General features: G+C 47.3%; 21 protein-coding genes. 11 read left to right on the top strand and 10 right to left on the bottom strand.

Going from position 1 to position 24,634, the window contains the following annotated elements; genetic code table 11:
* The first annotated feature begins 53 nt into the window (after positions 1-53).
* From glpK to HB364_RS07740, 4 genes are all read left to right on the top strand, one after another.
* Positions 54-1,553, top strand: a complete 1,500-nt coding sequence (gene glpK, locus HB364_RS07755) for a glycerol kinase GlpK (protein ID WP_167287287.1) — start codon at positions 54-56, stop codon at positions 1,551-1,553.
* Positions 1,554-1,606: 53 nt separating this feature from the next.
* Positions 1,607-3,178, top strand: coding sequence for a glycerol-3-phosphate dehydrogenase/oxidase (locus HB364_RS07750; protein WP_167287286.1), 1,572 nt, complete (start codon positions 1,607-1,609; stop codon positions 3,176-3,178).
* A 120-nt stretch (positions 3,179-3,298) separates the two neighbouring features.
* Complete coding sequence (locus tag HB364_RS07745; RefSeq protein WP_167287285.1) at positions 3,299-4,012, top strand: MIP/aquaporin family protein; 714 nt, start codon at positions 3,299-3,301, stop codon at positions 4,010-4,012.
* Between the two features lie 6 nt (positions 4,013-4,018).
* Positions 4,019-4,537: a RidA family protein gene (locus HB364_RS07740; protein ID WP_167287284.1), complete on the top strand. Its 519-nt coding sequence runs from the start codon at positions 4,019-4,021 to the stop codon at positions 4,535-4,537.
* On the opposite strand, the gene HB364_RS07735 is transcribed toward HB364_RS07740, so the two are convergent.
* Complete coding sequence (locus HB364_RS07735; protein WP_167287283.1) at positions 4,515-5,705, bottom strand: aspartate aminotransferase family protein; 1,191 nt, start codon at positions 5,703-5,705, stop codon at positions 4,515-4,517. The genes HB364_RS07740 and HB364_RS07735 overlap by 23 nt on opposite strands.
* 137 nt (positions 5,706-5,842) lie before the next feature.
* On the opposite strand from HB364_RS07735, the gene HB364_RS07730 reads away from it, so the two are divergent.
* Both HB364_RS07730 and HB364_RS07725 read left to right on the top strand, forming a co-directional pair.
* On the top strand, positions 5,843-6,376 hold the full coding sequence (locus HB364_RS07730) for a gamma carbonic anhydrase family protein (RefSeq protein ID WP_167287282.1): 534 nt from the start codon (positions 5,843-5,845) through the stop codon (positions 6,374-6,376).
* A gap of 301 nt (positions 6,377-6,677) precedes the next feature.
* A complete protein-coding gene (locus tag HB364_RS07725) occupies positions 6,678-7,010 on the top strand; it encodes a hypothetical protein (protein ID WP_167287281.1) in 333 nt (110 codons plus the stop codon).
* Positions 7,011-7,161: 151 nt separating this feature from the next.
* Here the strand turns inward: HB364_RS07725 and rsgA are convergent, their stop codons facing one another.
* From rsgA to HB364_RS07700, 5 genes are read right to left on the bottom strand one after another with little or no spacing between them, the layout of a single operon-like run.
* Positions 7,162-8,088, bottom strand: a complete 927-nt coding sequence (rsgA, locus tag HB364_RS07720; protein WP_167287280.1) for a ribosome small subunit-dependent GTPase A — start codon at positions 8,086-8,088, stop codon at positions 7,162-7,164.
* A 55-nt stretch (positions 8,089-8,143) separates the two neighbouring features.
* On the bottom strand, positions 8,144-9,151 hold the full coding sequence (locus HB364_RS07715) for a vWA domain-containing protein (RefSeq protein ID WP_167287279.1): 1,008 nt from the start codon (positions 9,149-9,151) through the stop codon (positions 8,144-8,146).
* A gap of 3 nt (positions 9,152-9,154) precedes the next feature.
* Complete coding sequence (locus HB364_RS07710; RefSeq protein WP_167287278.1) at positions 9,155-10,042, bottom strand: pepsin/retropepsin-like aspartic protease family protein; 888 nt, start codon at positions 10,040-10,042, stop codon at positions 9,155-9,157.
* 24 nt (positions 10,043-10,066) lie between these two features.
* Positions 10,067-10,942, bottom strand: a complete 876-nt coding sequence (locus HB364_RS07705) for a DUF58 domain-containing protein (protein ID WP_167287277.1) — start codon at positions 10,940-10,942, stop codon at positions 10,067-10,069.
* Positions 10,939-11,940, bottom strand: a complete 1,002-nt coding sequence (locus tag HB364_RS07700) for an AAA family ATPase (RefSeq protein ID WP_167287276.1) — start codon at positions 11,938-11,940, stop codon at positions 10,939-10,941. Before HB364_RS07700 ends, HB364_RS07705 begins: the two co-directional genes overlap by 4 nt.
* Before the next feature lie 179 nt (positions 11,941-12,119).
* On the opposite strand from HB364_RS07700, the gene HB364_RS07695 reads away from it, so the two are divergent.
* Both HB364_RS07695 and HB364_RS07690 read left to right on the top strand, forming a co-directional pair.
* A complete protein-coding gene (locus tag HB364_RS07695) occupies positions 12,120-12,575 on the top strand; it encodes a lipocalin-like domain-containing protein (protein WP_167287275.1) in 456 nt (151 codons plus the stop codon).
* 159 nt (positions 12,576-12,734) lie between these two features.
* A complete protein-coding gene (locus tag HB364_RS07690; protein WP_167287274.1) occupies positions 12,735-13,193 on the top strand; it encodes a lipocalin family protein in 459 nt (152 codons plus the stop codon).
* A 59-nt stretch (positions 13,194-13,252) separates the two neighbouring features.
* Here HB364_RS07690 and HB364_RS07685 read toward each other — a convergent pair whose 3' ends face one another.
* A complete protein-coding gene (locus HB364_RS07685; RefSeq protein ID WP_167287273.1) occupies positions 13,253-14,998 on the bottom strand; it encodes an NAD+ synthase in 1,746 nt (581 codons plus the stop codon).
* Positions 14,999-15,141: 143 nt separating this feature from the next.
* Here HB364_RS07685 and gldB point away from each other — a divergent pair, with 143 nt between their 5' ends.
* Positions 15,142-16,185 (top strand): gliding motility lipoprotein GldB, encoded by a 1,044-nt coding sequence (gene gldB / locus HB364_RS07680; RefSeq protein ID WP_167287272.1) that lies wholly within the window; start codon positions 15,142-15,144, stop codon positions 16,183-16,185.
* Positions 16,186-16,211: 26 nt separating this feature from the next.
* On the opposite strand, the gene HB364_RS07675 is transcribed toward gldB, so the two are convergent.
* A complete protein-coding gene (locus HB364_RS07675; RefSeq protein WP_167287271.1) occupies positions 16,212-16,691 on the bottom strand; it encodes a YcxB family protein in 480 nt (159 codons plus the stop codon).
* Positions 16,692-16,773: 82 nt separating this feature from the next.
* Between HB364_RS07675 and HB364_RS07670 the strand changes: the two genes are divergently transcribed.
* A complete protein-coding gene (locus HB364_RS07670) occupies positions 16,774-17,817 on the top strand; it encodes a hypothetical protein (RefSeq protein WP_167287270.1) in 1,044 nt (347 codons plus the stop codon).
* Complete coding sequence (locus HB364_RS07665) at positions 17,783-20,194, top strand: hypothetical protein (protein ID WP_167287269.1); 2,412 nt, start codon at positions 17,783-17,785, stop codon at positions 20,192-20,194. The genes HB364_RS07670 and HB364_RS07665 overlap by 35 nt, the downstream gene beginning before the upstream one ends.
* A gap of 158 nt (positions 20,195-20,352) precedes the next feature.
* On the opposite strand, the gene HB364_RS33300 is transcribed toward HB364_RS07665, so the two are convergent.
* Together HB364_RS33300 and HB364_RS07660 are read right to left on the bottom strand one after the other, a co-directional pair.
* Entirely contained in the window at positions 20,353-20,475 is a 123-nt protein-coding gene (locus HB364_RS33300; RefSeq protein ID WP_262889757.1) for a hypothetical protein, read from the bottom strand.
* Positions 20,476-20,817: 342 nt separating this feature from the next.
* Positions 20,818-24,204 carry a vitamin B12-dependent ribonucleotide reductase gene (locus HB364_RS07660; protein WP_167287268.1) on the bottom strand — a complete coding sequence of 1,129 codons (3,387 nt, stop codon included), beginning with the start codon at positions 24,202-24,204 and terminating at the stop codon, positions 20,818-20,820.
* Positions 24,205-24,634: the final 430 nt, after the last annotated feature.

The following is a 24,634-nucleotide window of genomic DNA, read 5'->3' as shown; positions in this document are numbered from 1 at the left end:
AAATGATTTTGTCAAAGGTTTATTTTCTTATCTTTTGCCTTCAAACCGATTGCATGTCTGATAAGTATATTCTCGCCCTTGATCAGGGCACTACCAGTTCCCGCGCTATCCTGTTTGATCATGCCGGCAGTATTGTTACCGTAGCCCAGAAAGAGTTTAAGCAATGGTATCCCCAACCCGGCTGGGTAGAACATGACCCCGAAGAGATATGGTCATCACAGTTCAGTGTGCTGGCCGAAGTGATGGCCAAGAAAAGTATTACCACCGACCAGGTGGCAGCCATTGGCATCACCAACCAACGTGAAACAACAATTGTATGGGACCGGGAGACCGGCAAGCCTGTGCATAATGCCATTGTATGGCAGGACCGCAGGACGGCTGAGTTTTGTGATCACCTCAAAGCTTCCGGCCATGCTGCTTTGGTACAACAAAAAACAGGATTGATTATTGACGCCTATTTCTCTGCCACCAAGTTAAAATGGATATTGGATAATGTACCTGGCGTCCGTGAAAAAGCCAGTCGCGGCAAACTAGCCTTCGGCACGGTAGATAGCTGGCTGATCTGGAAGCTCACCGGCGGTAAGCTGCATGTGACCGATGTTACGAATGCTTCCCGTACGATGTTGCTGAATATCCATACCTGTGAGTGGGATGAAGAACTGTTGCGCCTGTTTGATATCCCGGCCGGCATTTTACCCGAAGTAAAACCTTCGAGCAAGATCTATGGGGTAACCGAAACGGTGGTAAAACATGCCAATATACCCATCGCAGGTATTGCCGGCGACCAGCAGGCAGCACTTTTTGGACAAATGTGTACCCAACCGGGCATGGTAAAGAATACGTATGGCACCGGCTGCTTTATGCTGATGAATACAGGCACAAAAGCGGTGGTATCTACCAATAACCTGTTGACAACAATAGCGTGGAAGGTGCACAACAAGGTAGAGTACGCACTGGAAGGAAGTATATTTATTGCCGGCGCGGTAGTACAATGGCTGCGCGATGGATTACATATTATACGCGCTTCATCGGAAGTAGAAGCCCTGGCTGCCAGCGTACCGGATACCAATGGCGTTTATATGGTGCCTGCTTTTGCAGGACTTGGCGCTCCCCACTGGAACCAACATGCGAGAGGCTCTTTATTTGGGCTTACCCGTGGCATTACCGATGCACATATTGCCCGCGCTGCACTGGAAAGCATTGCCTACCAAACGAATGATGTATTGAAAGCCATGGAATCGGATGCGGGTATTTCCATCACCGAATTGCGGGTAGATGGCGGGGCTACGATCAATAATGCCCTGATGCAATTCCAAAGCAATATGCTGCAGGTGCCGGTATTACGTCCTAAAGTATATGAGACTACGGCCCTTGGCGCCGCCTACCTGGCAGGACTGGCCGTTGGCTATTGGGATAGCATTGAAGAATTACAAAAGCAATGGCAGGTAGATGCAAAGTTCACACCTGTTATGCCGTCTGATGAAGCACAGCAATTGTTAAAAGGATGGCACCGTGCTGTAAAAGCAGCAGTGGCCTGGGCGGATGATAAGTAAAGAGTGTTAGCTGTCAGCCTTTGGGTATTAGCAATAATCTGTAATCTATATTAATGAAGCGTACTGATCTGATACAACAACTTGAAGCCGATCCTTTTTCCTGGGATATTATCATCATCGGAGGTGGAGCTACCGGCCTGGGTGCAGCCGTAGATGCTGCCGCCAGAGGCTACCGTACTATTCTATTTGAACAGGTGGATTTTGCCAAAGGCACTTCATCCCGCTCTACGAAGCTGGTGCATGGGGGGGTACGCTACCTGCAGCAAGGCAATATTAAGCTGGTGATGGACGCCCTGAAAGAAAGGGGCATTATGAAACAGAATGCACCGCACCTGGTGAAAAACCAGTCGTTTATAGTACCCAATTATAAATGGTGGGAAGGCCCTTATTATGGCCTCGGCTTAAAGGTATATGATTGGATGAGCGGCAGTCTCGGACTGGGCACTTCCGAATGGCTGTCTACCGAAGAAGTGTTGCAACTGGCCCCTACCCTCGATGCAGAAGGCCTTCGCGGCGGTGTATTGTATCACGACGGGCAGTTTGATGATGCCCGGCTGGCCATTAACCTGGCCCAGACTGCTGTGGAACAAAAAGCGGTGGTACTGAATTATATGAGTGTAACCGGCTTGTTAAAAGCACAAAATAAAGTAGCTGGCGTACAGGTAAAAGATGAGCTCAGCGGCAAGGTTTATGAAGTGCGGGGTAAGGTGGTGATCAATGCCACTGGTGTTTTTTCAGATGCCATACAACAAATGGATGATCCGGAAAAACCCACCAGCATTGCTCCCAGCCAGGGCATTCACGTAGTGCTGGACAAAGAATTTTTACCAGGTGAAGCGGCTATTATGATCCCCCATACTGATGATGGCCGCGTACTGTTTGCCGTTCCCTGGCACCAGAAGATCATTGTAGGCACCACGGATACACCTGTGAGCCAGATATTAGCCGAACCGCTGGCACAGGAAGAGGAGATACAGTTTATCCTGGAGCATGCGGCCCGTTATCTTACCAAAGACCCTTCACGCGATGATGTGAAAAGCATTTTTGCCGGCCTGCGGCCGTTGGTAAAAAGCACAGCCAAGAAAACAGCCGAAATATCCCGTGACCATTCTATCCTGGTATCTGACAGTGGCCTTGTCAGTATCCTCGGCGGCAAGTGGACCACTTACCGTAAGATGGCGGCCGATGTGATCAATATTGCTGCTGTGCAGGGTTCCTTACCTTACCAGGAACCAGTGACCAAAGAACTGGCTATTCACGGCGCCATGCCTACTTCTGATTACTCCACAACAGATTATTATTACGGCACTGATAAAACGAATGTTGATCAACTGGTAGCCGGCAACCCTGAACTGGGCGCCCTGCTACACCCTGATCTGCCTTATAAGAAAGCCACGATCGTATGGGCTGTACAGCAGGAAATGTGTATGACTGTGGAAGACGCTTTAAGTCGCCGTACAAGGGCCCTGCTGCTGGATGCCAAAGCGGCCATTGCCGCCGCGCCACTGGTAGCACAACTGATGGCTACTGAAATGAAGCAGGGACAGGATTGGATAGAGCAACAGTTAACAGCATTTTATGCAATAGCAAAACAGTATTTGCCTGAGAAAGTGAGTGGTGAGTAGTGAGTGGTGAGTGGGCGTTTGCTTCGATAGCAGATTTCTCACTCCGCTTCGCTGCGTTCGAAATGACACTAATGGGTGTTACGTTTCACCCTTCAACCTAAAACCTTCAATATTGCCATTATGAATTTATTTATCGGAGAATTTATTGGTACCATGCTCCTTATTATCCTTGGAAGCGGTGTAGTAGCCAATGTATTGCTGAATAAAACAAAGGGGCAGAACAGCGGCCTCCTTGTTATTGCTTTCGGCTGGGCCGTGGCGGTATTTGTAGGCGTGTATGCTTCTGCCAACCTGAAAGGAGAAGGTCACCTCAACCCTGCCGTAACCATCGCACTGGCTTATCTCGGTAAGTTCGACTGGGCCAATGTAGGCATTTATATACTGGCGCAACTGGCCGGGGCCTTTACAGGCGCCGTGATCACCTGGCTGGCTTATCGCCAGCATTTTCAGCAAACAGCCGACGGCAGCCTGAAGCTGGCCGTATTTTGTACAGGCCCTGCCATCCGTAGTACGCCCAATAATATTATTACTGAGATCATCGGCACTTTTGTATTGATGCTGGGCGCTTTACTGATTATTAAAGGTGATTATAAATTAGGCGCCCTTGATGCATTGCCGGTATCCTTGCTGGTATTGGGCATTGGCGTATCCCTGGGTGGGCCTACGGGTTATGCCATCAATCCGGCACGTGATCTTGGTCCGCGCATAGCACATTTTCTATTGCCCATTCCGCAAAAAAGGGACAGTGACTGGAGCTATGCCTGGATACCTGTGGTGGCGCCCATCATCGGGGCACTGCTGGCAGCGATGGTATTTAAATATTTTCTATCTTGAGGATATATGAAAAAGCTCTTTATCCTCCTTATGCTCTTTACTATGGCAGCAGGTCTTCAGGCACAGGATGCCGAACAAAAATTAAAAGAAAAAGGTATCGTACTTACTACTCCTTCTGCACCCGTAGCTAATTATGTGAATGCAGTACGGGTGGGTAATCTCCTGTACCTGAGCGGCAAAGGCCCTACCAAGGCTGATGGTACCCATATCACCGGTAAGGTGGGCAAAGAGCTTACCCTGGAACAGGGTTACCAGGCAGCCCGCCTGGTGGGCATTAATCACCTGGCGGTACTGAAGGCCGAGCTGGGCAGCCTGAATAAGGTAAAACGCATTGTAAAGGTGCTGGGAATGGTGAACTGTGAAAACAGCTTTGGCGACCACCCCAAGGTGATTAACGGTTACTCCGACCTTATGGTAGAGATATTTGGCGATAAAGGCAAACATGCCCGCTCTGCCGTTGGCATGGGTTCCCTTCCCATGAATATTGCGGTGGAAGTAGAAGTCATTGTAGAGATCGAAGATTAATTGCCCCGAGGATCACCTTGCAGGCCCGTTTGATCTCTTTGGGAGATATGGTCAGCGGTGGCACAATGCGCAGGCAGTTGGCAGCAAAGAGGAACCAGTCTGTCAATACCCCTTCGGCTATGCACCTGTCAATAACCTTTTTATTGGTTTCATAGCTGTCAAATTCCACAGCAATCATCAGTCCATTAGAGCGGACGGCCTTAATAGCCGGATGCTGTAATAGTTTTATAAAGAGGGCTTCTTTCTTTTTCACTTCCTGCACCAGCGTTTCTTTCAGCAATACTTTCAGTGCCGCCCCTCCGGCCGCACAGCAAACCGGGTGGCCGCCGAATGTGGTAATATGTCCCAATACAGGATTATCAGTCAGGTGGCCCATGATGTCTTTCCCGGCGATGAAAGCCCCCAGCGGCATGCCGCCGCCCAGGGCCTTACCCAGCAACAGGATATCGGGAGTAATATTAAACTGTTCAAAGGCCCATAAGGTACCGGTACGGCCAAAACCGGTTTGTATCTCATCCAGCACCAGCAGGGCGCCTGTTTCGGTGCATTTTTTACGCAGGGCCTGCATCCATGCTTTGGAGGGTGTATATACCCCCCGTTCAGCCTGTACAGGCTCTGCAATCACGCAGGCGGTACGTTCTGTAATGGCCTCGATTGCCTCCAGGGAATTATGCTCCAGGTGCAATATATCCGGCAGCAGGGGACGGAAAGCCCGCCGCCAGTATTCATCGCCTATAATGCTCAGCGCGCCCTGCGTGGAGCCATGGTAACTTTGGTTAAAGGCAATGACCTGCGTTCTGCCGGTCACCCGTTTGGCCAGTTTCATGGCGCCCTCCACGGCTTCGGCCCCGGAATTGGTAAAATAGACCGAATCCAGGGAGCCCGGCAAATGGTCTGTGAGCAGCTTGGCATATTGCACCTGCGGCGACTCGATCATTTCCCCATACACCAGTATATGCAGGTAATCATCCAGTTGCTTCCGGATGGCCTTAATGACCCGTGGGTGACGGTGGCCCACATTGCAGACACTAATACCCGCAATGAGGTCAATATATTCCTTCCCATCGGCATCCCACAGGCGGCTGCCTTCAGCTTTGACGATCTCCAATGCCAGCGGCGCTGCAGAGGTTTGCGCCACATGACGAAAAAATAACTCCCGTTGATTCATGGAGCAAATATACTGGTTGCTGGCTACTGGTCGCTGGGTACTGGTTGCTGGTTATTGGCCGTATCCGTTGTTAGGTTTAGTATATTTGTATAGGCGTAAAACAGTAAACAATAACTACAAACCATAAACATCAACCTATGCCTGTCATATTACATGTAGATGGAACCTATCCCACCTTTGGCGATAACGTTTTTATAGCCCCCAATGCCACCATCGTAGGTGATGTGGTAATGGGCAATGATTGCAGTATCTGGTTCAATGCCGTTGTACGTGGGGATGTTAACAGCATCCGCATGGGCAATAAGGTAAATATCCAGGATGGCGCAGTGATCCACTGCACGTACAAAAAAACCAAAACCATCATTGGTAATAATGTATCTGTTGGCCATAATGCCATCGTGCACGGCTGCACTATTCACGACAATGTGCTTATTGGTATGGGCGCTATTATTATGGACAATGTGGTCATTGGCAGCCATAGTATCGTTGCCGCCGGCGCCGTCGTACTGGAGGGTACCCAGATACCCGAGGGAACGATCTATGCCGGCGTACCTGCCAAAAGAGTAAAAACTATTGACCAATCTCAAATCCAAGGTGAAATCGACAGAATAGCAAACAATTATGTGAAGTATGCCGACTGGTTTCGCGACCAGGTGACAGAGGAAAAATAGATCGCCTATTGCAACTACGAAATAATATAGTTAGCTTTAAAAAGCGTTTAAAATCCACTGCATTCCAGTTATGAAAATCCATCAAATCGTAATCGTTTTAGTCTGCTCATTCATCATTCTGTTGGGTAGCTCGTGCAGCCTTTTTGGTCCTAAATATGGTTGCCCTTCCAATGGAAAGAATGTAGGCGCTGAACGAATACTAAGTGGAGAGAAGGTACCGAAGGCTAAGAAGTTCAGGTCATAATTCCCGATACGAAGTTTCCTGTTCGTACCCTTTCGATAACATTTAAATCCATACTGTATGAGCCTTACGCTGCGTACCGACTTCGGCTGTACCGAAGCCATCATTGACGACGATTGCGGTCTGAAACGCTTTTATGAAGTGGCCAATATTCTCACCGACGATCTGGCAATACGTTTTACCCAGAAACAGGATGATTTTGATACTTTAACCTGGAACTTCCTGTACAAAGGCCACATTTTAACGCTTCACTACAATATTTACACCGGCATTTCCATTTATCCGTTTAAGTTCCGGGAGGCCCCCCGTAAGGATAATGATGCGGTAATAGAAGTGGCCAAATTCCTGGAGAATAAGTTACTGGTGCACAAGGCAAGGAGATTTGTGTCCTGATCATAATAAGTCTGACAGATCTATTTACACACCAATTTATTAAACAGCGGGGCTCAGCTCAACCTGTCAGATCTTTTCATTCGTTCGCTTACCATACAAAGTTTTACTTCTGAAACGAAAGGGGTCCTGCCATACAGCAGGACTCTTTGTTTTAGTATTCTTTTTCTTCTATGGATTCGAGTATTTTATAGTAGCTGAAGAAACGCTCTTCATAGATAATGCCATCCTCCACCGCTTTTTTTACTGCACAACCCGGCTCATTGATGTGGAGGCAATTGTTGAACTGGCAGTCATTGATGCGCTTAGCCATTTCCGGGAAGTAATGCGACAATTCCTGTTTGGATATATCCACCAGCCCAAATTCCCGCATACCCGGCGTATCAATGATCTTACCGCCAAAAGGCAGGTCAAACATTTCTGCAAAGGTGGTGGTGTGCATCCCCTTACCGCTCCAGCCACTTACATCCTGGGTCTTCAGCTTCAGTTCCGGAAAGATGGAATTGATAAAAGTAGACTTACCTACACCTGAATGCCCACTCATGAGCGTGATCTTATCTTTCAACAGGTCTTTCACTTCTTCTACACCTTCTCCCTTGGGTACCGACATGAGTACAGTGGTATAGCCAATGTCGTTGTACATAGCCTGGAGGACTTCATATTGTTCCTGTTCTTTTTTCTTGTACAGGTCGGCTTTATTAAAGACGATGAGGGCCGGTATATGGTACGCTTCACAGGTGACCAGGAAACGGTCAATAAACCCCTGAGAGGTTTTAGGGTCCCGCAGGGTGGCAAAGAGTAAAGACTGATCCAGGTTGGAAGCTACAATATGGTGCTGTTTTTTATGGGAAGGCGATTGCCGGGTAATGTAGTTCCTGCGGGGCAATATTTCCGTGATCATAACGGTGCCCTCGCCTTCATTTTCTGTTTCCACTTCCACCTCATCGCCCACCGCAATAGGATTGGTGGAAGTAATGCCATCAATTTTAAACACCCCTTTGATACGTGCATTCAATACCTGTCCTGCTTCGGTTTTCACCACATACCAACTGCCTGTTGATTTGTATACTAATGCTTTCATTGTCTCAACCGGAATTGGAGGGATGAATTGAATGTATGAGTTTGAGAATTGTTCATTAAGGGAACTTTCTGAATAGGGTGTAGCGTAATATTATTTCCAGCAAAAGTAAGGCAGCCGCGGCCAATGCAAATGGAAAGAAGCGTTCTGTATAGCGTTTTAAGGTAGTTACCTCAATTTTGGATTTCTCCAGTTTATCAATTTCACCGTAGATGTTCTTCAGGCTTTCATTGTCCCTGGCCCTGAAATACAGTCCGCCGGTTTCTTCAGCAATGAGGCGCATGAGTTTCTCGTCAATGTTCACTTTCTGCCGCCGTATTACGGCCCCACCCATACCATCCGGTACCGGCATAGGTGCATAGCCATCTGTACCCACGCCAATGCTGTACACGCGGATATGGTGCGCCCTGGCCAGGTCTTTACCTGTGAGCGGATCGATCAATCCTCCCTGGTTCTCTCCGTCTGTAAGCAGGATAATGATCTTTGTTTTAGCCGGAGAGCTTTTCAGGCGGTCTACACTCACCCCCAGGCCATCGCCAATGGCTGTTCCATCTTCCAGCATCCCGCGCTGAATGTTGTATATCTGTGATTTTAAGATCTGCTTATCGGTGGTTAAGGGTACCAGCGTAAAGCTCTCTCCCGAAAAGATGACTACCCCGATACGATCGGTGGGGCGCCGGTCTACAAATTCCGCCGCTACCGCCTTGCTGGCTTCCAGCCTGTTGGGCAACAGGTCCTGTGCGAACATACTGCCACTCACATCCAGGCATAATATGATATCAATACCTTCACCCATTTTCAGCTCTTCATCATTGCGGGTTTGCGGGCGCGCCAGGGCAATGATAACACAAGTCACTGCCAATAACCGCAGCACCAGCAAAGCATGCCGGAACGTCTTTTTCCAGGAGCTGCTTTTTCTTATAAATGCGGTGGAAGAAACCATCACGGTAGCCTGCTGTGCAGTATACCTGGTGAGGTACCAATACACCATCAGGGGTAGCAGCAGGAAACCACTGAAAGCCCAGGGATAAGCAAAATCAATATGTTGAAACCAGTCGTATAACAAAGCTTAAGGAATGTTATTAAGTGTTTTAATAGCAGATTCAATGATGGCATAGTTCTTTGCATTGTCCTCAGCGCCTGGTTCATACCGGGCGAACTTTACAAAGTCGGCCATGCGCAAAGCATTTGCCAGCTCACGGAAATAGTCTTCATGCAGGCGTTGCTTCTTCAATTCACTGATCAGCTCTTCATTGGTCTTTTCCAGTGAAGCAATGTTGAGCTTACGGCGCACGAATACCCGCAGAATATCATTGAGACCTGTATAGTAATGTTTTATTTGTCCTTTGCCGGGAAGGTCCTTTTTACGCAAGGCTTCCAGGGCCTGTATGGCCTCGTCGAAAGGTGTAAGCGCTATGGCTACCGGTACAGGCGCCGCTGTTTTTTTCTTCTTCCTGAATAACCAGAACAGGAGAGCGATGGCTACGAGTGTAGCAGCGCCTATGATCCAGGGAATGTAGCCGGTTTCCGTATCAGGTACGTTCTCTATCTCCTTAATGTCCTTATAATCCTGTGAGAGATCGGCATTGGAATAACCCACCTGTACCCCCAGCGAATCAGCATAGTAGGTTTTGTCGCCTACCTTCAGCGATAAAGCGGGTATCTGCCAGTATCCTGAATCATAGCTGGTGATGGTTAGCTGTTGTTGCCATTTTTTTCCATCCACGCCTTCCACCGTGTCTATCTTTCCTTTATCTATAAATTCAAAATGGGGTAGTGTGTCGAGGTTAAACCAGGTAACAGGCTGGCCAAGCGGAGCGCGTACATCGAGCGTGAGGATAATGTCTTCGCCAACGAGTATTTTATCGCGGTCAATATAAGCCTTTACCAATACCTGTGCATTGGTGCCAAGTGTACAGCTCAACAAACAAATCCCAGCTATAATATATCGTACCATCCGGCTCATGTATACTTTAATCCATTACTTATTACGGCCAATAAAGAATTTCTGTAGCACTTTCACATAGTCTTCGTCTGTGCGGATATGCAATAGATCACTACCGGCATGCGTAAAGACGTACTTGCAATAGTTCGTATGCCGGAAGAAAACTTCCTGGTATTGTTGCCGTACCGTAAAATCACTGGTATCAATCCATTGCCGCTCACCAGTCTCCGCATCCTGCAATTCCAGCAGCCCGGCATCCGGCAATTGCATATCCATTTTATCGTATACTTTAATACCTACCAGGTCATGCTTTTTGCCGGCTACTTTCAGGTCATCATTAAAGTCGGGGTCCAGGAAATCACTCAGCAGGAAGGCGATACAACGCTGCCGGGTAGAGTTATTGAGTCGCCGCAAAGCTTCTCCTATTTTCGTTCCCTTCCGGCCGGGCTCCATAGTAAGCAGTGTGCGCACCATGTACAAGACGTGATCGCGTCCCTTCTTGGCAGGAATAAATTTCTCCACCCCGTCGCTGAAAAATATAAGTCCCACCTTATCATTATTACTGATGGCCGAGAAAGCCAGTACAGCCGCCATTTCCGTTACCATATCCTTTTTACGGGCATGGGTAGTACCAAACAATGAACTGGCGCTTACGTCTACCATCAGCATAACCGTCAGTTCCCGCTCTTCTTCAAATACCTTGCTGTAAGGATGGTTGAACCGGGCAGAAACATTCCAGTCAATAAACCGGATATCATCCCCGGCCTGGTAATCCCTCACTTCTTTGAACAGCATACCCCTTCCCTTAAAAGCACTGTGGTATTCACCCGTAAAAATGTGGCGGGTGAGCTTTTTGCTTTTAATTTCCAGCTCCCGGACTTTCTTTAATATTTCTGCTGTTGTCAATGTCATGGAACAGGTATTACACGCAGTACATCATCAATAACGGCTTCTACATTTACGTTTTCAGCTTCTGCCTCATAAGTCAATCCGAGTCGGTGCCGCAGTACGTCTTTGGAAATGCTGCGTACGTCTTCCGGTATGACAAACCCCCGTTTATTCAGGAAGGCATGCGCCTTGGCGGCCAGCGCCAGGTTAATGCTTGCCCGGGGCGATCCGCCATAGGCGATCAAAGGTTTCAGTTTATCCAGTTTATAACGCTCTGGGAAGCGGGTGGCAAAAACGATATCGAGGATGTAGTTCTCCACTTTTTCATCGAGATAAACCTGCCTGGTGAGGTCGCGCGCCTTCAGCACTTCCTGCATGGAAACGACCTGTCCTACTTCGGGCGGTTTTAGTCCCTGCACATTCTGCCGTATGATGATCTGTTCTTCATCTTTGGTAGGATAGTCCACAATTACTTTCATGATAAACCGGTCCTGCTGGGCTTCCGGCAGGGGATATGTTCCTTCCTGTTCCAGCGGGTTCTGGGTGGCCAATACGAGGAAGGGTTCGTCCAGCTTATGAGTAGTGTCGCCAATCGTTACCTGGCGTTCCTGCATGGCTTCGAGCAGGGCACTTTGTACTTTTGCCGGGGCCCGGTTGATCTCATCCGCCAGGATAAAATTGGCAAAAATGGGGCCTTTCCGCACCACAAATTCATTCTTGGGCTGGTTATAGATCATGGTACCGATAAGGTCGGCAGGGAGCAGATCGGGGGTAAACTGGATACGGCTGAACTTTGCGTGCACAGCCTGCGCCAATGATTTAATGGCCAATGTTTTAGCCAGTCCGGGCACACCCTCCAGCAGTACGTGACCATTGCTTAAAAGGCCTATCAGCAGCCTGTCGAGCATATGATGCTGTCCAATGATCACCCGGGCTGTTTCATCCCGCAGGCGGTCAATGAAAGCGCCGTGGTATTGAATTTGATCGTTAAGTTGACGAATATCGTCGGCAGTAGCCACCATATAAAGCTTTTAGCGTGAACGATTGATAATCAGGATATGAAAATACGAACAAAGCCGATGCAAGTTACTTGCCAACTTATTAAAAGCCTTCAAAAAAGCCAAATAAGGCACCTGAAAAACAATAAAATAGGCCTAAAACCGTTATACGGGGAATGATATTACTCACCAAAATCCAACAAATGAAAAAGACCTCTATCCGCCTCCTGCTTATGTTTGCTGTGTCAGCCATTTTATTAGGCGCCTGTAAGAAAGATAAGGACGCTGAGCCGGTGGCCGTTACCAAAGAAAACCTGGCCGGCAAGTACAAAGCAACTGAGATTAAAGGAAAAGCAGCCGGCGTAGACTATGATGTATACAATGAAGTTTTTGAGGCCTGCGAAAGGGATGATATTTATACTTTGAATGCAGACTTCACAGCTAAATATGAAGATGCCGGCACCAAATGTGATGCCAATGGCAGCAGCAGCTACGACACAGAGTGGGAGCTTGATGGAAATAATATCGTGATAAGAGGAAATAGTATGGATTATATAGGAGTCGTTAAGTCCTTTGATGGAACAACACTTGTTATTGAAGGTTCTGCCGACTTTATGGGTATGAGCACATCTTTCCGGGCTGTTCTTAAGAAACAATAACAAATTACTGCTTTTCTAATATAAAAGGCCGGTGTTAAAGCACTGGCCTTTGCGTTTATCTGTCGGTGATACATGGTCATAAGATTTATATAATCAGGCGCTATGTATCATACGTGAAAATTAGTTTTTTTGTGGCCAACCCTCAACTCCTTATACAACATGAAAAACAACTTCGTCCGTTCCCTGTTGGCTTTGCTGTGTATTACCGGTATGCTCACCGGATGCAAAAAAGAGAAAGAAAGCGACTATGATAAGAAGGTAAAATTAATCACCTCAAAGACCTGGAAAATCACCTTCAGGGGATCTGATGCAAACGGAGATGGCACGTTGGACCCCAACGATCTTGATGAGAATATCCTTTGGGGTATAGATTGCATGTTCGATGATATTTATACTTTTAAAACCAACGGGGAGTATACATATGTTACCTATAACAACGAGAACACCAATTGCGGTGTAGGGTCCTATACCAGCCACTGGGAACTAAATGCCAATGGCCAGGATTTTGTTTTGAATACATTGGAAGAAGGCAAACTGGTAACGTTGAATGATACCACCCTGCAGTTTTATGTTCTCCAGGAGGATGGCTCTAAACACTTTTATATTTTCAAGCGCTAATATAACCTCCCCTTCACCTTAGCCGGAGATCATGCTCCGGCTTTTTTATTGCCCGGTTTTCAGGAGAGGTATTTGCCCACGATTGGCACCCGCCTGCCCACGCCAAAGGCCTTGCAGCTTACACGTATGATGGGACAGAACTGGTTACGCTTGTATTCATTGGTATTTACCATTTTCAATATCCTGCTCACCAGGGCTTCATCAATGCCTTTGGCAATGATCTCCTTCGGCCCCTGTCTTCTTTCAATGTACTGGTATAATACTTTATCCAGTAAATGGTATTCGGGGAGGCTATCACTGTCTTTCTGATCAGGGCGCAATTCAGCAGAAGGCGCTTTGTAGATGATGCTTTCTGGGATGACCATGCCATTGCGGTTTATATACCGCGCCAGTGCATATACCTGCATTTTGTATACATCACCCAATACACTTAGGCCGCCCGCCATATCACCATATAAAGTACCGTAACCGGTAGCCAGTTCACTTTTATTAGAGGTATTGAGTAAAATGTAGCCGAATTTATTGGCAATGGCCATGAGCAGGTTGCCCCGCGTACGGCTTTGGATGTTCTCTTCCGCCAGGCTGAAGGGCAAGTCCTTAAATACAGGCTTGAGCGTAGTCAAAAAAGCATCATAGACGTCCTTAATGGGCAGGATGTCATACGGATTGCCCAGTGTTTTACTTAACTGCTCCGCATCGCTTACAGAATGCCCGGTAGAGTATTGTGAAGGCATGAGGATGGCGCGCACGTTTTCTTTTCCCAATGCCTCACAGGCCAGGGCAAGGGTAACAGCGCTGTCAATACCACCCGATGAACCCAGTATGGCTTTGCTGAACCCCATTTTGCGAAAGTAATCACGGATACCCAGTATGAGCGCCTGGTGTATTTCCCGGATATTTTTCTCTGCTGTGAGGTAGTCAATGATCTGTTCAGGATCGCTCACCTTTGACACCCTCATCTCTTTATCGAAGTCATGCGTTGTGAGTGGTGAGTGGTGAGTGGCGGGTTCTGGCTCCGGACTTCTGGCTGCTGACTGCTGACTGCTATATTCCGGTTCGTCCACTATTGCAAAGTCTTCTTCAAAGTATTTCATTTCCTTCACCACTTTGCCCTGCGCATTCATCACGAGGCTGCCGCCATCAAATACAATTTCGGTTTGTGAGCCCACGGCATTGCAAAAGAAGAGGGGCAACTTATATTTTAATACATTGGCGCGGATGATCTCAATACGGTCTACATCGTGATCGTAGTCGAATGGAGAAGCAGATATATTGATGATCAGGTCTGGCTGTTGCTTCACCAGTTCATCCATAGGCGCCATCCGGTATAAGGGATTATCGCCCAGGTTCCACATGTCCTCACAGATCATTAATGCGATCTTTTTCCCTTTAAAAGGAATGACGGCATGCTGATAGGCTGGTTCAAAGTAGCGGTACTCATCAAATACATCATAGTTGGGCAGGAGGGTCTTTTGCGCCACGCCATGTACTTTTTTCTCATACAGCAACCAGGCTGCATTGAAGAGGTCTTTGCCGGCTATTTCCGGGTTGCGTTGCGGGCTGCCTACAATGACGCCAATATCATCGGTATGCTCCTTGATGATATCAAGAGCACGATAGCACTCATTAATAAAATCATTGAATTCGAGGAAGTCGCGGGGGGCATAGCCGCATATACTTAATTCGGAAAATACCACCAGGTCTGCTCCACGCGATTTGGCATATTGAATAGCGCCGATTATTTTCCATGTATTATCTTCAAAATTGCCGATATGATAGTTCTGCTGAGCTAATGCAATCTTCATAGTACAAATTTACGTATTGTGGGCGTAGGCGCAACATTTGGTAAACCTTCCCGGCTAAACGCAAAAGATTGCCTGTTAACGATGTATAACAAAATTTTACATTTATGTTTACAACATAATTACCACTACAACGTTTGTCACACATGAAAAGAACAGGATTTATTGCTTTGCTGTTGTGTACCTTGCTGGCCTGCCGCGATAAAGATACGCCCGATGTATCGGACATTAAAGTAGACCTTACCACACACCGTTTTGACCAGGACTTTTTTGCTGTCGATACCAGTCGACTGATGGCCTCCTTGCAACAACTGGCGCAAAAGTATCCCTGGTTCATAACAGATTATTCCCAGGGCATATTGGGTCTTCCCCCTTTTGCTGATACCAGTACCCAGGCGCCCCAACTGGTAAAGCAATTTTTACGGGACTATCAGCCCATTAAAAAAGCAGTAGATGAAACTTTTGCTTCTACCCGTGCTGCAGAAGCGGAGATTAAGAAGGGATTACAATTTGTGAAGTATTATTTCCCGGCATATAAAACACCGCCACACCTCGTTTTTTACATTGGCCCCCTGGATGCTTATTATGAAACCCCCACAGGCCTGTACGGAGATGCCATTAATCCCGAAAGGTGGCTGGGCGTAGGTTTGCAGCTTCACCTGGGCAAAGATTTCAGCCTGTACCAAAGTGAAATGGGGCGCCAGTTGTTTCCTGCTTATATTTCCCGGCGCTTTACACCGGAAACTATCCCGGTTAACTGCATCAAGAATATCATTGATGATATTTACCCGGAAAAGCTCGCCGGCAAAACATTGGTAGAACAGATGGTAGAGAAAGGAAAGCGCCTGTATGTGCTGGATAAACTGATGCCTGAAACGCCCGACACGTTGAAGATAGGCTATACCGACCGCCAGTTGAAAGGCTGCTATGCTAATGAAGGCAAGATCTGGAATTTCTTCCTGGTCAATAGCCTGTTGATGAATAATGATCCATCCCTTATAAAAGGCTATATGGGAGAAGCGCCCAACACACCAGAACTGGGTGAGGGCTCACCCGGTTATATTGGTCTTTTTACAGGCTGGCAGATCGTGAAGAAGTATATGGAAAAGAATCCCGACCTGAAGCTGCCGGCACTTTTACAAAAGCCTGCCATGGATATTTACCAGCAGAGTAAGTATAAGCCGAAATAGAATACAGAATACAGTATTCAGAATCTTCACTTCTTCCCCATTTTGGTGCGCAGTAACTCACGCACTTCCTGTAGCTCCGTGATGTCTTTAAAGGCTTCTTTGGGCACCAGGAAGAAGGAACGGGGATCAAAGTACAGGTGAAAGAAGTAATGACTTTCTATGAAGTGACTGAAAGCCGACCAGGGCCAGCCTTTGGCGCCGCGCTCTGTTTCCAGTACGACCATATCTTCCTGGAAATGCATAATGAAATGATCCTTGAAGGTAGCAGAACGCCGGTATATGCTGGATGGCAGGATGCGCCAGATGATGAGCATGAGGATGAACCAGAGTATAGAGAATACGAGGAAGGATAATGCCTGGATGTATTTCAGGTACAGCATTATGGCCGATACAATGGTAAATACATTCACGAAAACCAGTAAGATCTTGATCTCAGGACGCATCAGGAAATGATACCGCAAAGCCTGCACCACCTCTTTTTTATCATAGCCGAATTGAATGGTCATTCATACAATGTTAAGGGGGTAAAAATAAGGAATAGAAGGAATACCGCAGTTCCTATAATTTTGAAGCTGCATGAAAAACAGCATGAAATTTTGGTTAATAGCAGCCTTATTCCTGTGTGCCTGCCGGCAGCCTGCTCCCGATCATTCTATTACCCGGGGATTTTACTATTGGAAATCAGCCATCAGCTTATCAGACACGGAGAGAAATGCACTGGAAACATTGCAGGTAAAAAAGCTGTACATCAAGTTCTTTGATGTGGTGTGGGATGCCACTGCCCGGCGCCCCATGCCGGTAGCCAAAATACAATTTACAGATAGTATGGCAGCCTGGCTATCGACCCGTTCCATCGTCATTATTCCTACCGTATTTATTACCAATGAATGTATGCAATCTATTGATAGCAGCGAGGTGCCCGGTCTTGCCAGCCGTGTACAGGAACTGCTGACCGGTATTGCTAATCACTTACCGGCTACCCTGGCCATTCCTGAGGTACAAATGGATTGCGACTGGACCGCCACCAGCAGAAGGAATTATTTTGCTTTTCTCACCAGTTTGCAAACCCTGCCCTTTTTTCAGCAAAAAGAAATATCAGCCACCATCCGCCTGTATCAATGTAAGTATAAACAAAAGACGGGGATTCCGCCTGTACAGAAAGGATTGCTGATGTGCTATAATATGGGCAACCTGAAAAACCAGGCTACCCGTAATTCGATCCTTGAAGTAGCGGAGTTGGAAAAGTATATTGGCAACCTGTCTGAATACCCCCTGCCGCTGGACCTTGCACTGCCGTTGTTTGACTGGAAGGTATTGTACCATGACCGTGTGTATAAGGGACTGATACAGGGCCTGCCCGATTCCCTGCTGCAGCAGGAAGGTATTGCCCGGCAAACCGGTAACACTTTTTCTATGTTGGCAGATACTACCCTGCATGGGTATTCTTTTAAAAAAGGTGACTTTATACGACAGGAAGATGCTAATTTTGAAGAGATTATGCAAGCCACCCGGTTGCTCAGGTCAAAACTGGTTACCCCTCAGATTACAGTAGCGCTTTTTCATCTTGATTCATTAACCCTTCATAAGTACGCAACACATGAACTGGAAGAAATTTTTAATGGTCTGCATTAATGTAGCCTGTCTGGCCATGCCTTATAATATCATTGGCTGTGCAGGCGGCGATCCTGATCCTTACGATTATTTTGTTTCTTTCTTCAACAGGAATAATGCCGGGGTGAAAGGCTATGAGCCCTTTTATTATACCAATTACCGCTTCCTGTACCAGGAAGAAGAACCGGTGAATACCTCCGACCTCACTTCTGCTGAGTGGGTAAAGTATGGGAATAACGGTTTTACTGCCAACGATGCCCGGCAATTTGTAACGGAATATGCCCGTAAAGACCTTTCCAGCCTGTATTATCACCTGGAGAAGAACCAGCCTTTGCAGGTACCTGATTCTGTAAAGAACAATGGTATGACGCAATTTTTTATGACCAGCAAAGACCTGGAAGCACTGGGCTATATTATGTATGCCAAACAGGTGGAGCCCAATGTTACCGGCTACTGGACCTCCTGGGAGCCTATAGAACGTGATACAGCCAGGATGGGTAAGCTCATGAAGAACGGGCAGCAATTGTATGCAGTAGCCAAAAACATTGCCATTAAATTAAGACTGGCCTACCAGGTAATCAGGCTGGCCCATTATAGTAAACGCTATACAGAGTGCCTGCGGTTGTATGATGAGCTGGTGAAACCCAATAACACGCCCGGTGTGTTACAGGACCTGTGCCTGGGCCTGAAGGCAGGCGCCCTGATGCACACGGGCCAGAAGGAAGAAGCAGCCCTTATTTTCAGCCAGCTCTTCAGTAAAAGCGAGCTGAAACGGGTATCCAATTATATGAGCTTTGACTGGTGTGTAAAACGTTTTGAGGAAGAGAACCGTCGCGCCTGCATGGCCCTTGCCCAAACAAATGAGGACAAGGCCAACCTGCTGGGCCTGTTCGTACTTGGCAGTAACAAGGAAGAGTTGAATGCGCTTGAAGAGATCTACGGGTTATCGCCCAATGCCGCCCTGCTGGAAATACTCACGATCCGTGAAGTGAATAAACTGGAAGAATATTATTTCACGCCGGCCCTGGAGTTTGAAAAAGGGAAAAAACAAGCCACTATAAATTATTCTACTGTTGACCCTACAGACAAGACTTTCGTTTCCTGGCAAGAGGAAGGCACAAGCCTTATCCGTTTCTGTCAGGAGGCAGTTGCCAATAAATCGGTCAGCAATAAAGGGCTGTATTCCCTGGCTGCTGCCCATGCCGCCATTATTACCCGCGATTATGCTATGGCCCGTAAGCTGCTGGCTGCCACCAGGAAACTGAAATTGTCGCCCAAACTGGAAGACCAATGGGCTATGAGCAACCTGTTGCTCACCATCAACGCCAAAGACGTCATGGATGACGCCTTTGAAAAACAGCTACTCCCTTCCCTGCAATGGCTGGAAAAGAAAGCTGCGACAGATGCAGAATATGCTAAATTTTACCGTCGTCTCTTTACGGATGTGATCAGCCCCAAGTACCAAAAGAGCAATAATGCCAGGTTTGTACTTTCTGTTGGCGTGGCCGACTGGGTCAATCAACAGTATGTAAAAGAAGGCTGGGGCTATTATGGCAATCATGCACTGACTACGTTGCGTTATAAGATGACGGCACAGCAGGTGGAACAACTGATACAATTGATGGAATCCAAAAAACTGACTGCTTTTGAGCAATACCTGGTAGGCCATAATTCATTTTCCAAAGACGATGTGAATGATGTAGCGGGCACTACCTGGCTGCGCCAGTTTGATTTTGCGGCCGCCCAAAAATGGTTTGCCAAGGTAAGTCCTGCTTATTATCAGGGGGAGACTTACAGCTTTTACCTGGCCGCCAATCCTTTTGCCGACCTGATCCTGGATACCCATGCCTCTACCGAACAGGACACGGCCAAGTATACCAAGCTCAGTTTCTGCCGGAAGATGTGGGGCCTGGAACAGGAAGTGAAGACCAATAACGATCCTGAAAGAAAAGCCAAAGCTTATTATGAACTGGCCAAGGGCCTGTACCAGATGAGCTATTGGGGCAATAGCTGGTTACTGGTACATTATGACTGGAGCGGCAATGACGGCTTGCACCGGGGTGATGATGACCAGCCCGGCGACAAGGAGTATTATGGGGTGTATAAAGCTGAAGAGTATTATATGAAGGCATACAATCTCACCCAGAACAAGAATTTCAAAGCCCGCTGCCTGTTTATGGCGGCCAAGTGTGAGCAGAAGCAAATACCGGTCCCTTCCTGGTCGCAGTTTAAAGATTATAGCGATTATGAGAAAGCCACAGCCGCCTATAGCAAAAGCATTACGCAAAATGCAGCCTATTTCCCTTTACTGGCCAAAGAGTATAGTACGACTGCTTTTTATAAGGAGGCATTTAATACGTGCAGCTACCTGAAAGATTTTGTGAGTAAGAAGAAGTAGTCTTGAAGGCACAAGTATCCTTTGCGTATGGCCCGCCCGACATACTTGCGCCAGTTTTGGTGACATCCGAAGAAACTAAAAGCCCCGGTTTATAAGCCGGGGCTTTTTGATGATAATAAGTTATTCATCCTGTGGTCATAATACGAGTAAGCAACCTCTTAGCGCAATCCGCGACCGCATTTGGCTTTGCCATTGGCAGCCTGATACGGCGTAAGGAAACGATTGCACGAAGTAAAGATCAAAGTAACGATGGCTATTGCCAGTAGTGTTTTCATTTTCATAAACGTCCAGATTGATTGTTGAACAAGGGATAAACGTAACAGCAAATCAAAAAAGTACTTGCCTTATCATAAAACGATGCCAAAATTCCACAAAGTTCTTTTGCTCTTTACAAATGACTGATTGCCCCTTACTTATATTACCCTATTTGACGTATATCAAGTCCCCTTATTGCCTGCCATTCTTCCCTGCAGGGGAAAAGGGTGGGAAAACGCCACCTTACAGGCCTATAAAAAAAAATCCGCCCATGGAAATGAGCGGATGAAGTTTATGATTAATAAACCGTCCAATATTTTTGAGAGACCGACAGGTTTAGGGAAACCTGTCAGGTCTTATCTTTCGCTTTAGCTGCAACCCATGCTGTTGCCACAGTTCAGGCATTTGTAGCAGGTACCACTGCGGATGGTAATATGACCGCAGGTATTACAGGCCGGCGCATCACTCTGCATGCTTTTCGCAGCCGCATTCACTGCATCCAGGCTGGCCTCTGCTTTGGCGGGCGTGGTGCGGTAAGATGATTTAACCGGCTCATTTTCACCGGGCTTATTCGTCTTAGGACCTGCCACGATCCGCACATCACTCAGCTCAGGTGTTTTTTTTTCGTACTCCAATGAGGTGGGGATCTCATCCCAGTCATCCGTGCCTGTATTCTGTACTTCCGGCCTGTCCAGCACATGCACCAGGTCTGTACGGCCCAGGTATTCATACGCCAATGCGCGGAAAATGAAGTCTACAATGGAAGTAGTGCTCTTGATATTCGGGTGGTCCACCATACCGGCTGGTTCAAAGCGGGTGAACACGAATTTCTCTACAAACTCTTCCAGCGGCACGCCATATTGCAGACCAATGGAGATGGAGATAGCAAAGCAGTTGAGCATACTACGCATGGTAGCGCCTTCTTTTGCCATATCAATAAAGATCTCCCCTACTGTTCCATCGGAGTATTCACCCGTGCGCAGGAACATGGCCTGACCGTTGATCTTGGCCTTTTGGGTAAATCCTCTGCGTTTGGCCGGCAAGGTCCTGCGTTCCACGATTGTTGCCAGCTTACGTTTCAGCTTGGTATCGGGTGATGACTGAACACGCTTTTGTACTTCTTCCAACAGTTCCTCGATGGTTAGCTTGCCCAGGTCAACAATGTTGGACTGAGGCGTTTCTTTTACTGAAGTTTCCTCGGACTTTGCTTCTTCGGGACTCTCGGACTTTTTCTTTTTATCGCTCTTATTGCTCAGCGGCTGGCTCAGTTTGGAACCATCGCGGTACAGCGCGCAGGCTTTCAGGCCCAGTTGCCAGCTCATCATATAAGAGTCGGCAATTTCTTCCACGCTGGCCTCATTGGGCAGGTTGATGGTTTTGGAGATAGCACCGCTCAGGAAAGGCTGTGTGCCTGCCATCATGCGGATGTGACCATGCGCATGGATGTAACGCTGACCTTTCTGACCACATTTGTTGGCGCAGTCAAATACCGGCAGGTGTTCGGCTTTCAGGTGAGGCGCTCCTTCTACTGTCATAGTACCGCATACATAGTCATTGGCGGCCTCTATCTGCTCATCGGAGAAGCCCAGTGCTTCCAGCAGGCTCCATTCGAAGTTGAAGTATTGCTCTGGTTTGAAACCAAGGCGCTGCAGGCATTCTTCGCCCAGGTTATATACATTGAATACAAATCCTATTTCGAAAGCGGAACCTACAGCGGTATCCAGCTTTTTGATCTCTTCTGCAATAAATCCTTTTTCACTCAGGGTTTGGTGATTGATGTGCGGCGCACCGGCGAAAGTACCTGCACCCACTGCATATTTTACAATGGCGTCAATTTCTTTGGAACTGTATTTCAAGTTCTTCAGGGCAGTAGGAACAGATTGGTTGATGATCTTAAAATAACCACCACCACTCAGCTTTTTGAATTTCACCAGGGCAAAGTCGGGCTCTACACCGGTAGTATCGCAATCCATTACCAGGCCAATGGTACCGGTAGGCGCAATAACCGTGGTCTGTGCATTGCGGTAGCCATGTTTTTCACCCAGTTGTACGGCATCGTCCCAGGCCTTGGTAGCTGCCTTCAGCAGGTAAGCAGGGCAATACTGTGCTTTAATGCCCACCGGTTTGATGCTTAATTTTTCATACTCACCGGCATCATAGGCTGCCAGGCGGTGATTGCGCATTACGCGCAGCATATCCTGCTTGTTCTCTTCATACTTTGCAAAGGGTCCCATAATGGAAGCCAGCTCTGCAGATGTTTTGTAAGCAATACCCGTCATGATTGCCGTGATAGCGCCGGCAATTCCACGGGCTTCTTCGCTGTCATAGGCAATTCCCATTACCATTAACATAGAACCGAGGTTGGCGTAGCCAAGACCCAGTGTTCTATAATCGTAGCTAAGCTGGGCTACTTCTTTGGAGGGGAATTGTGCCATCAATACGGATACTTCCAACACCACTGTCCACAGGCGGCAGGTGTACTCGAATCCTTCTACATCGAAGGTGTTGGTAGCTTCATCATAGAACTTACGGAGGTTGGCAGAGGCAAGGTTACAGGCCGTATTATCTAAGAACATGTACTCGCTGCAGGGGTTGGACGCATTGATGCGGCCACCCTGCGGGCAGGTATGCCATTCATTGATGGTAGTGTCGTATTGCGTGCCGGGATCAGCGCAACGCCAGGCAGCATAAGAGATCTGGTTCCATACTTCTTTGGAAGGTATGCGCTTCATAACGCGGCCATCTGTTCTTGCCTTCAGTTCCCAATCCTGACCAGCTTCCAGTTTCTCAAAAAATTCATTGGGTATACGTACAGAGTTGTTGGAATTCTGTCCGCTCACCGTGCGGTAAGCCTCTCCTTCATAATCGCTGGCATAGCCGGCATTGATCAGGGCAGCCACCTTCTTTTCTTCCTCTACTTTCCAGTTGATGAAGTCCATGATCTCGGGGTGATCGAGGTCGAGGCACACCATTTTGGCGGCCCGGCGGGTAGTACCACCGCTCTTGATAGCGCCGGCAGCGCGGTCGCCTATTTTCAGGAAGCTCATCAGGCCGCTGGAGGTACCACCGCCACTCAGTTTCTCTCCCTCTCCACGCACCTGGGAGAAGTTGGTACCTACACCACTGCCATATTTGAAAATGCGGGCTTCACGTACCCAGAGGTCCATGAGGCCACCATCATTAACGAGATCGTCACTAACACTTAATATAAAGCAGGCATGCGGCTGTGGACGTTCGTAAGCCGAAGTAGATTTCTTTAATTGACCATCTGCAGGATCTACAAAGTAATGTCCCTGTGGCTTGCCGGTAATACCATAGCTTTCATGCAGGCCGGTATTGAACCATTGGGGACTATTGGGCGTGCAAGCCTGGTTAATAATACAGTACACCAATTCCTCATAAAATACCTGGGCATCTTTGGCGGTTGCGAAGTAACCATAGCGTTCGCCCCATACGCGCCAGCAATTGGCCATACGGTGCGCTACCTGTTTAATAGAAGTTTCACGTCCCAGGGAACCATCGGCCTGGGGAACGCCTGCCTTACGGAAATATTTTTGAGCAAGGATATCAGTAGCAATCTGGCTCCACTGTTTCGGCACCTCTACATTGGTCATTTCGAAGACAACCTCTCCACTCGGATTCCGGATTACCGACGACCGATAATCATACTCAAACTGGTCAAACACACTAATATCATCACGGGTAAAGCGGCGGCTAAACTGCAAGCCCTTTGGAGATTGCTTCTTATTAGTCATAAGGTTAGTAATTAATAAGTTTACAATTAATAAAAATGATTGCTATCAGGCAGGGTAGGGAAACGAAAATATCTTCCTCTACTCAATTTTCAATCCTTGAAATATGCACATCTTGTGGAAAAAGGAGGTGGAAAAATTCATAGTTCACACTGGTATTGCGTTCCTTGATTTTTGCACATCCAATCTGCATTTCAGGATAAATTTTATTTGGTTTTGATCGATAAAAAAAGTATGTTGATAGAGGCTTTTGACCGTAATTTCCCCATACTTCCAGCGTACATTTTCTCGCTTGGTTTTACGATCAGCAACACCAAAGTCTATGAGTAACAACAAGCTCGGGAAAACATAGTTTGATACTTCTTTATGTATATTTTGCCTGTTAGCTTAACACGATTTTAATTTTATCCTTCCTGCTCATTTCACGGCTTTC

Source organism: Paraflavitalea devenefica, from assembly GCF_011759375.1.
Lineage (GTDB): Bacteria > Bacteroidota > Bacteroidia > Chitinophagales > Chitinophagaceae > Paraflavitalea > Paraflavitalea devenefica.
This window is presented reverse-complemented; position numbering and strand designations above follow the sequence as displayed.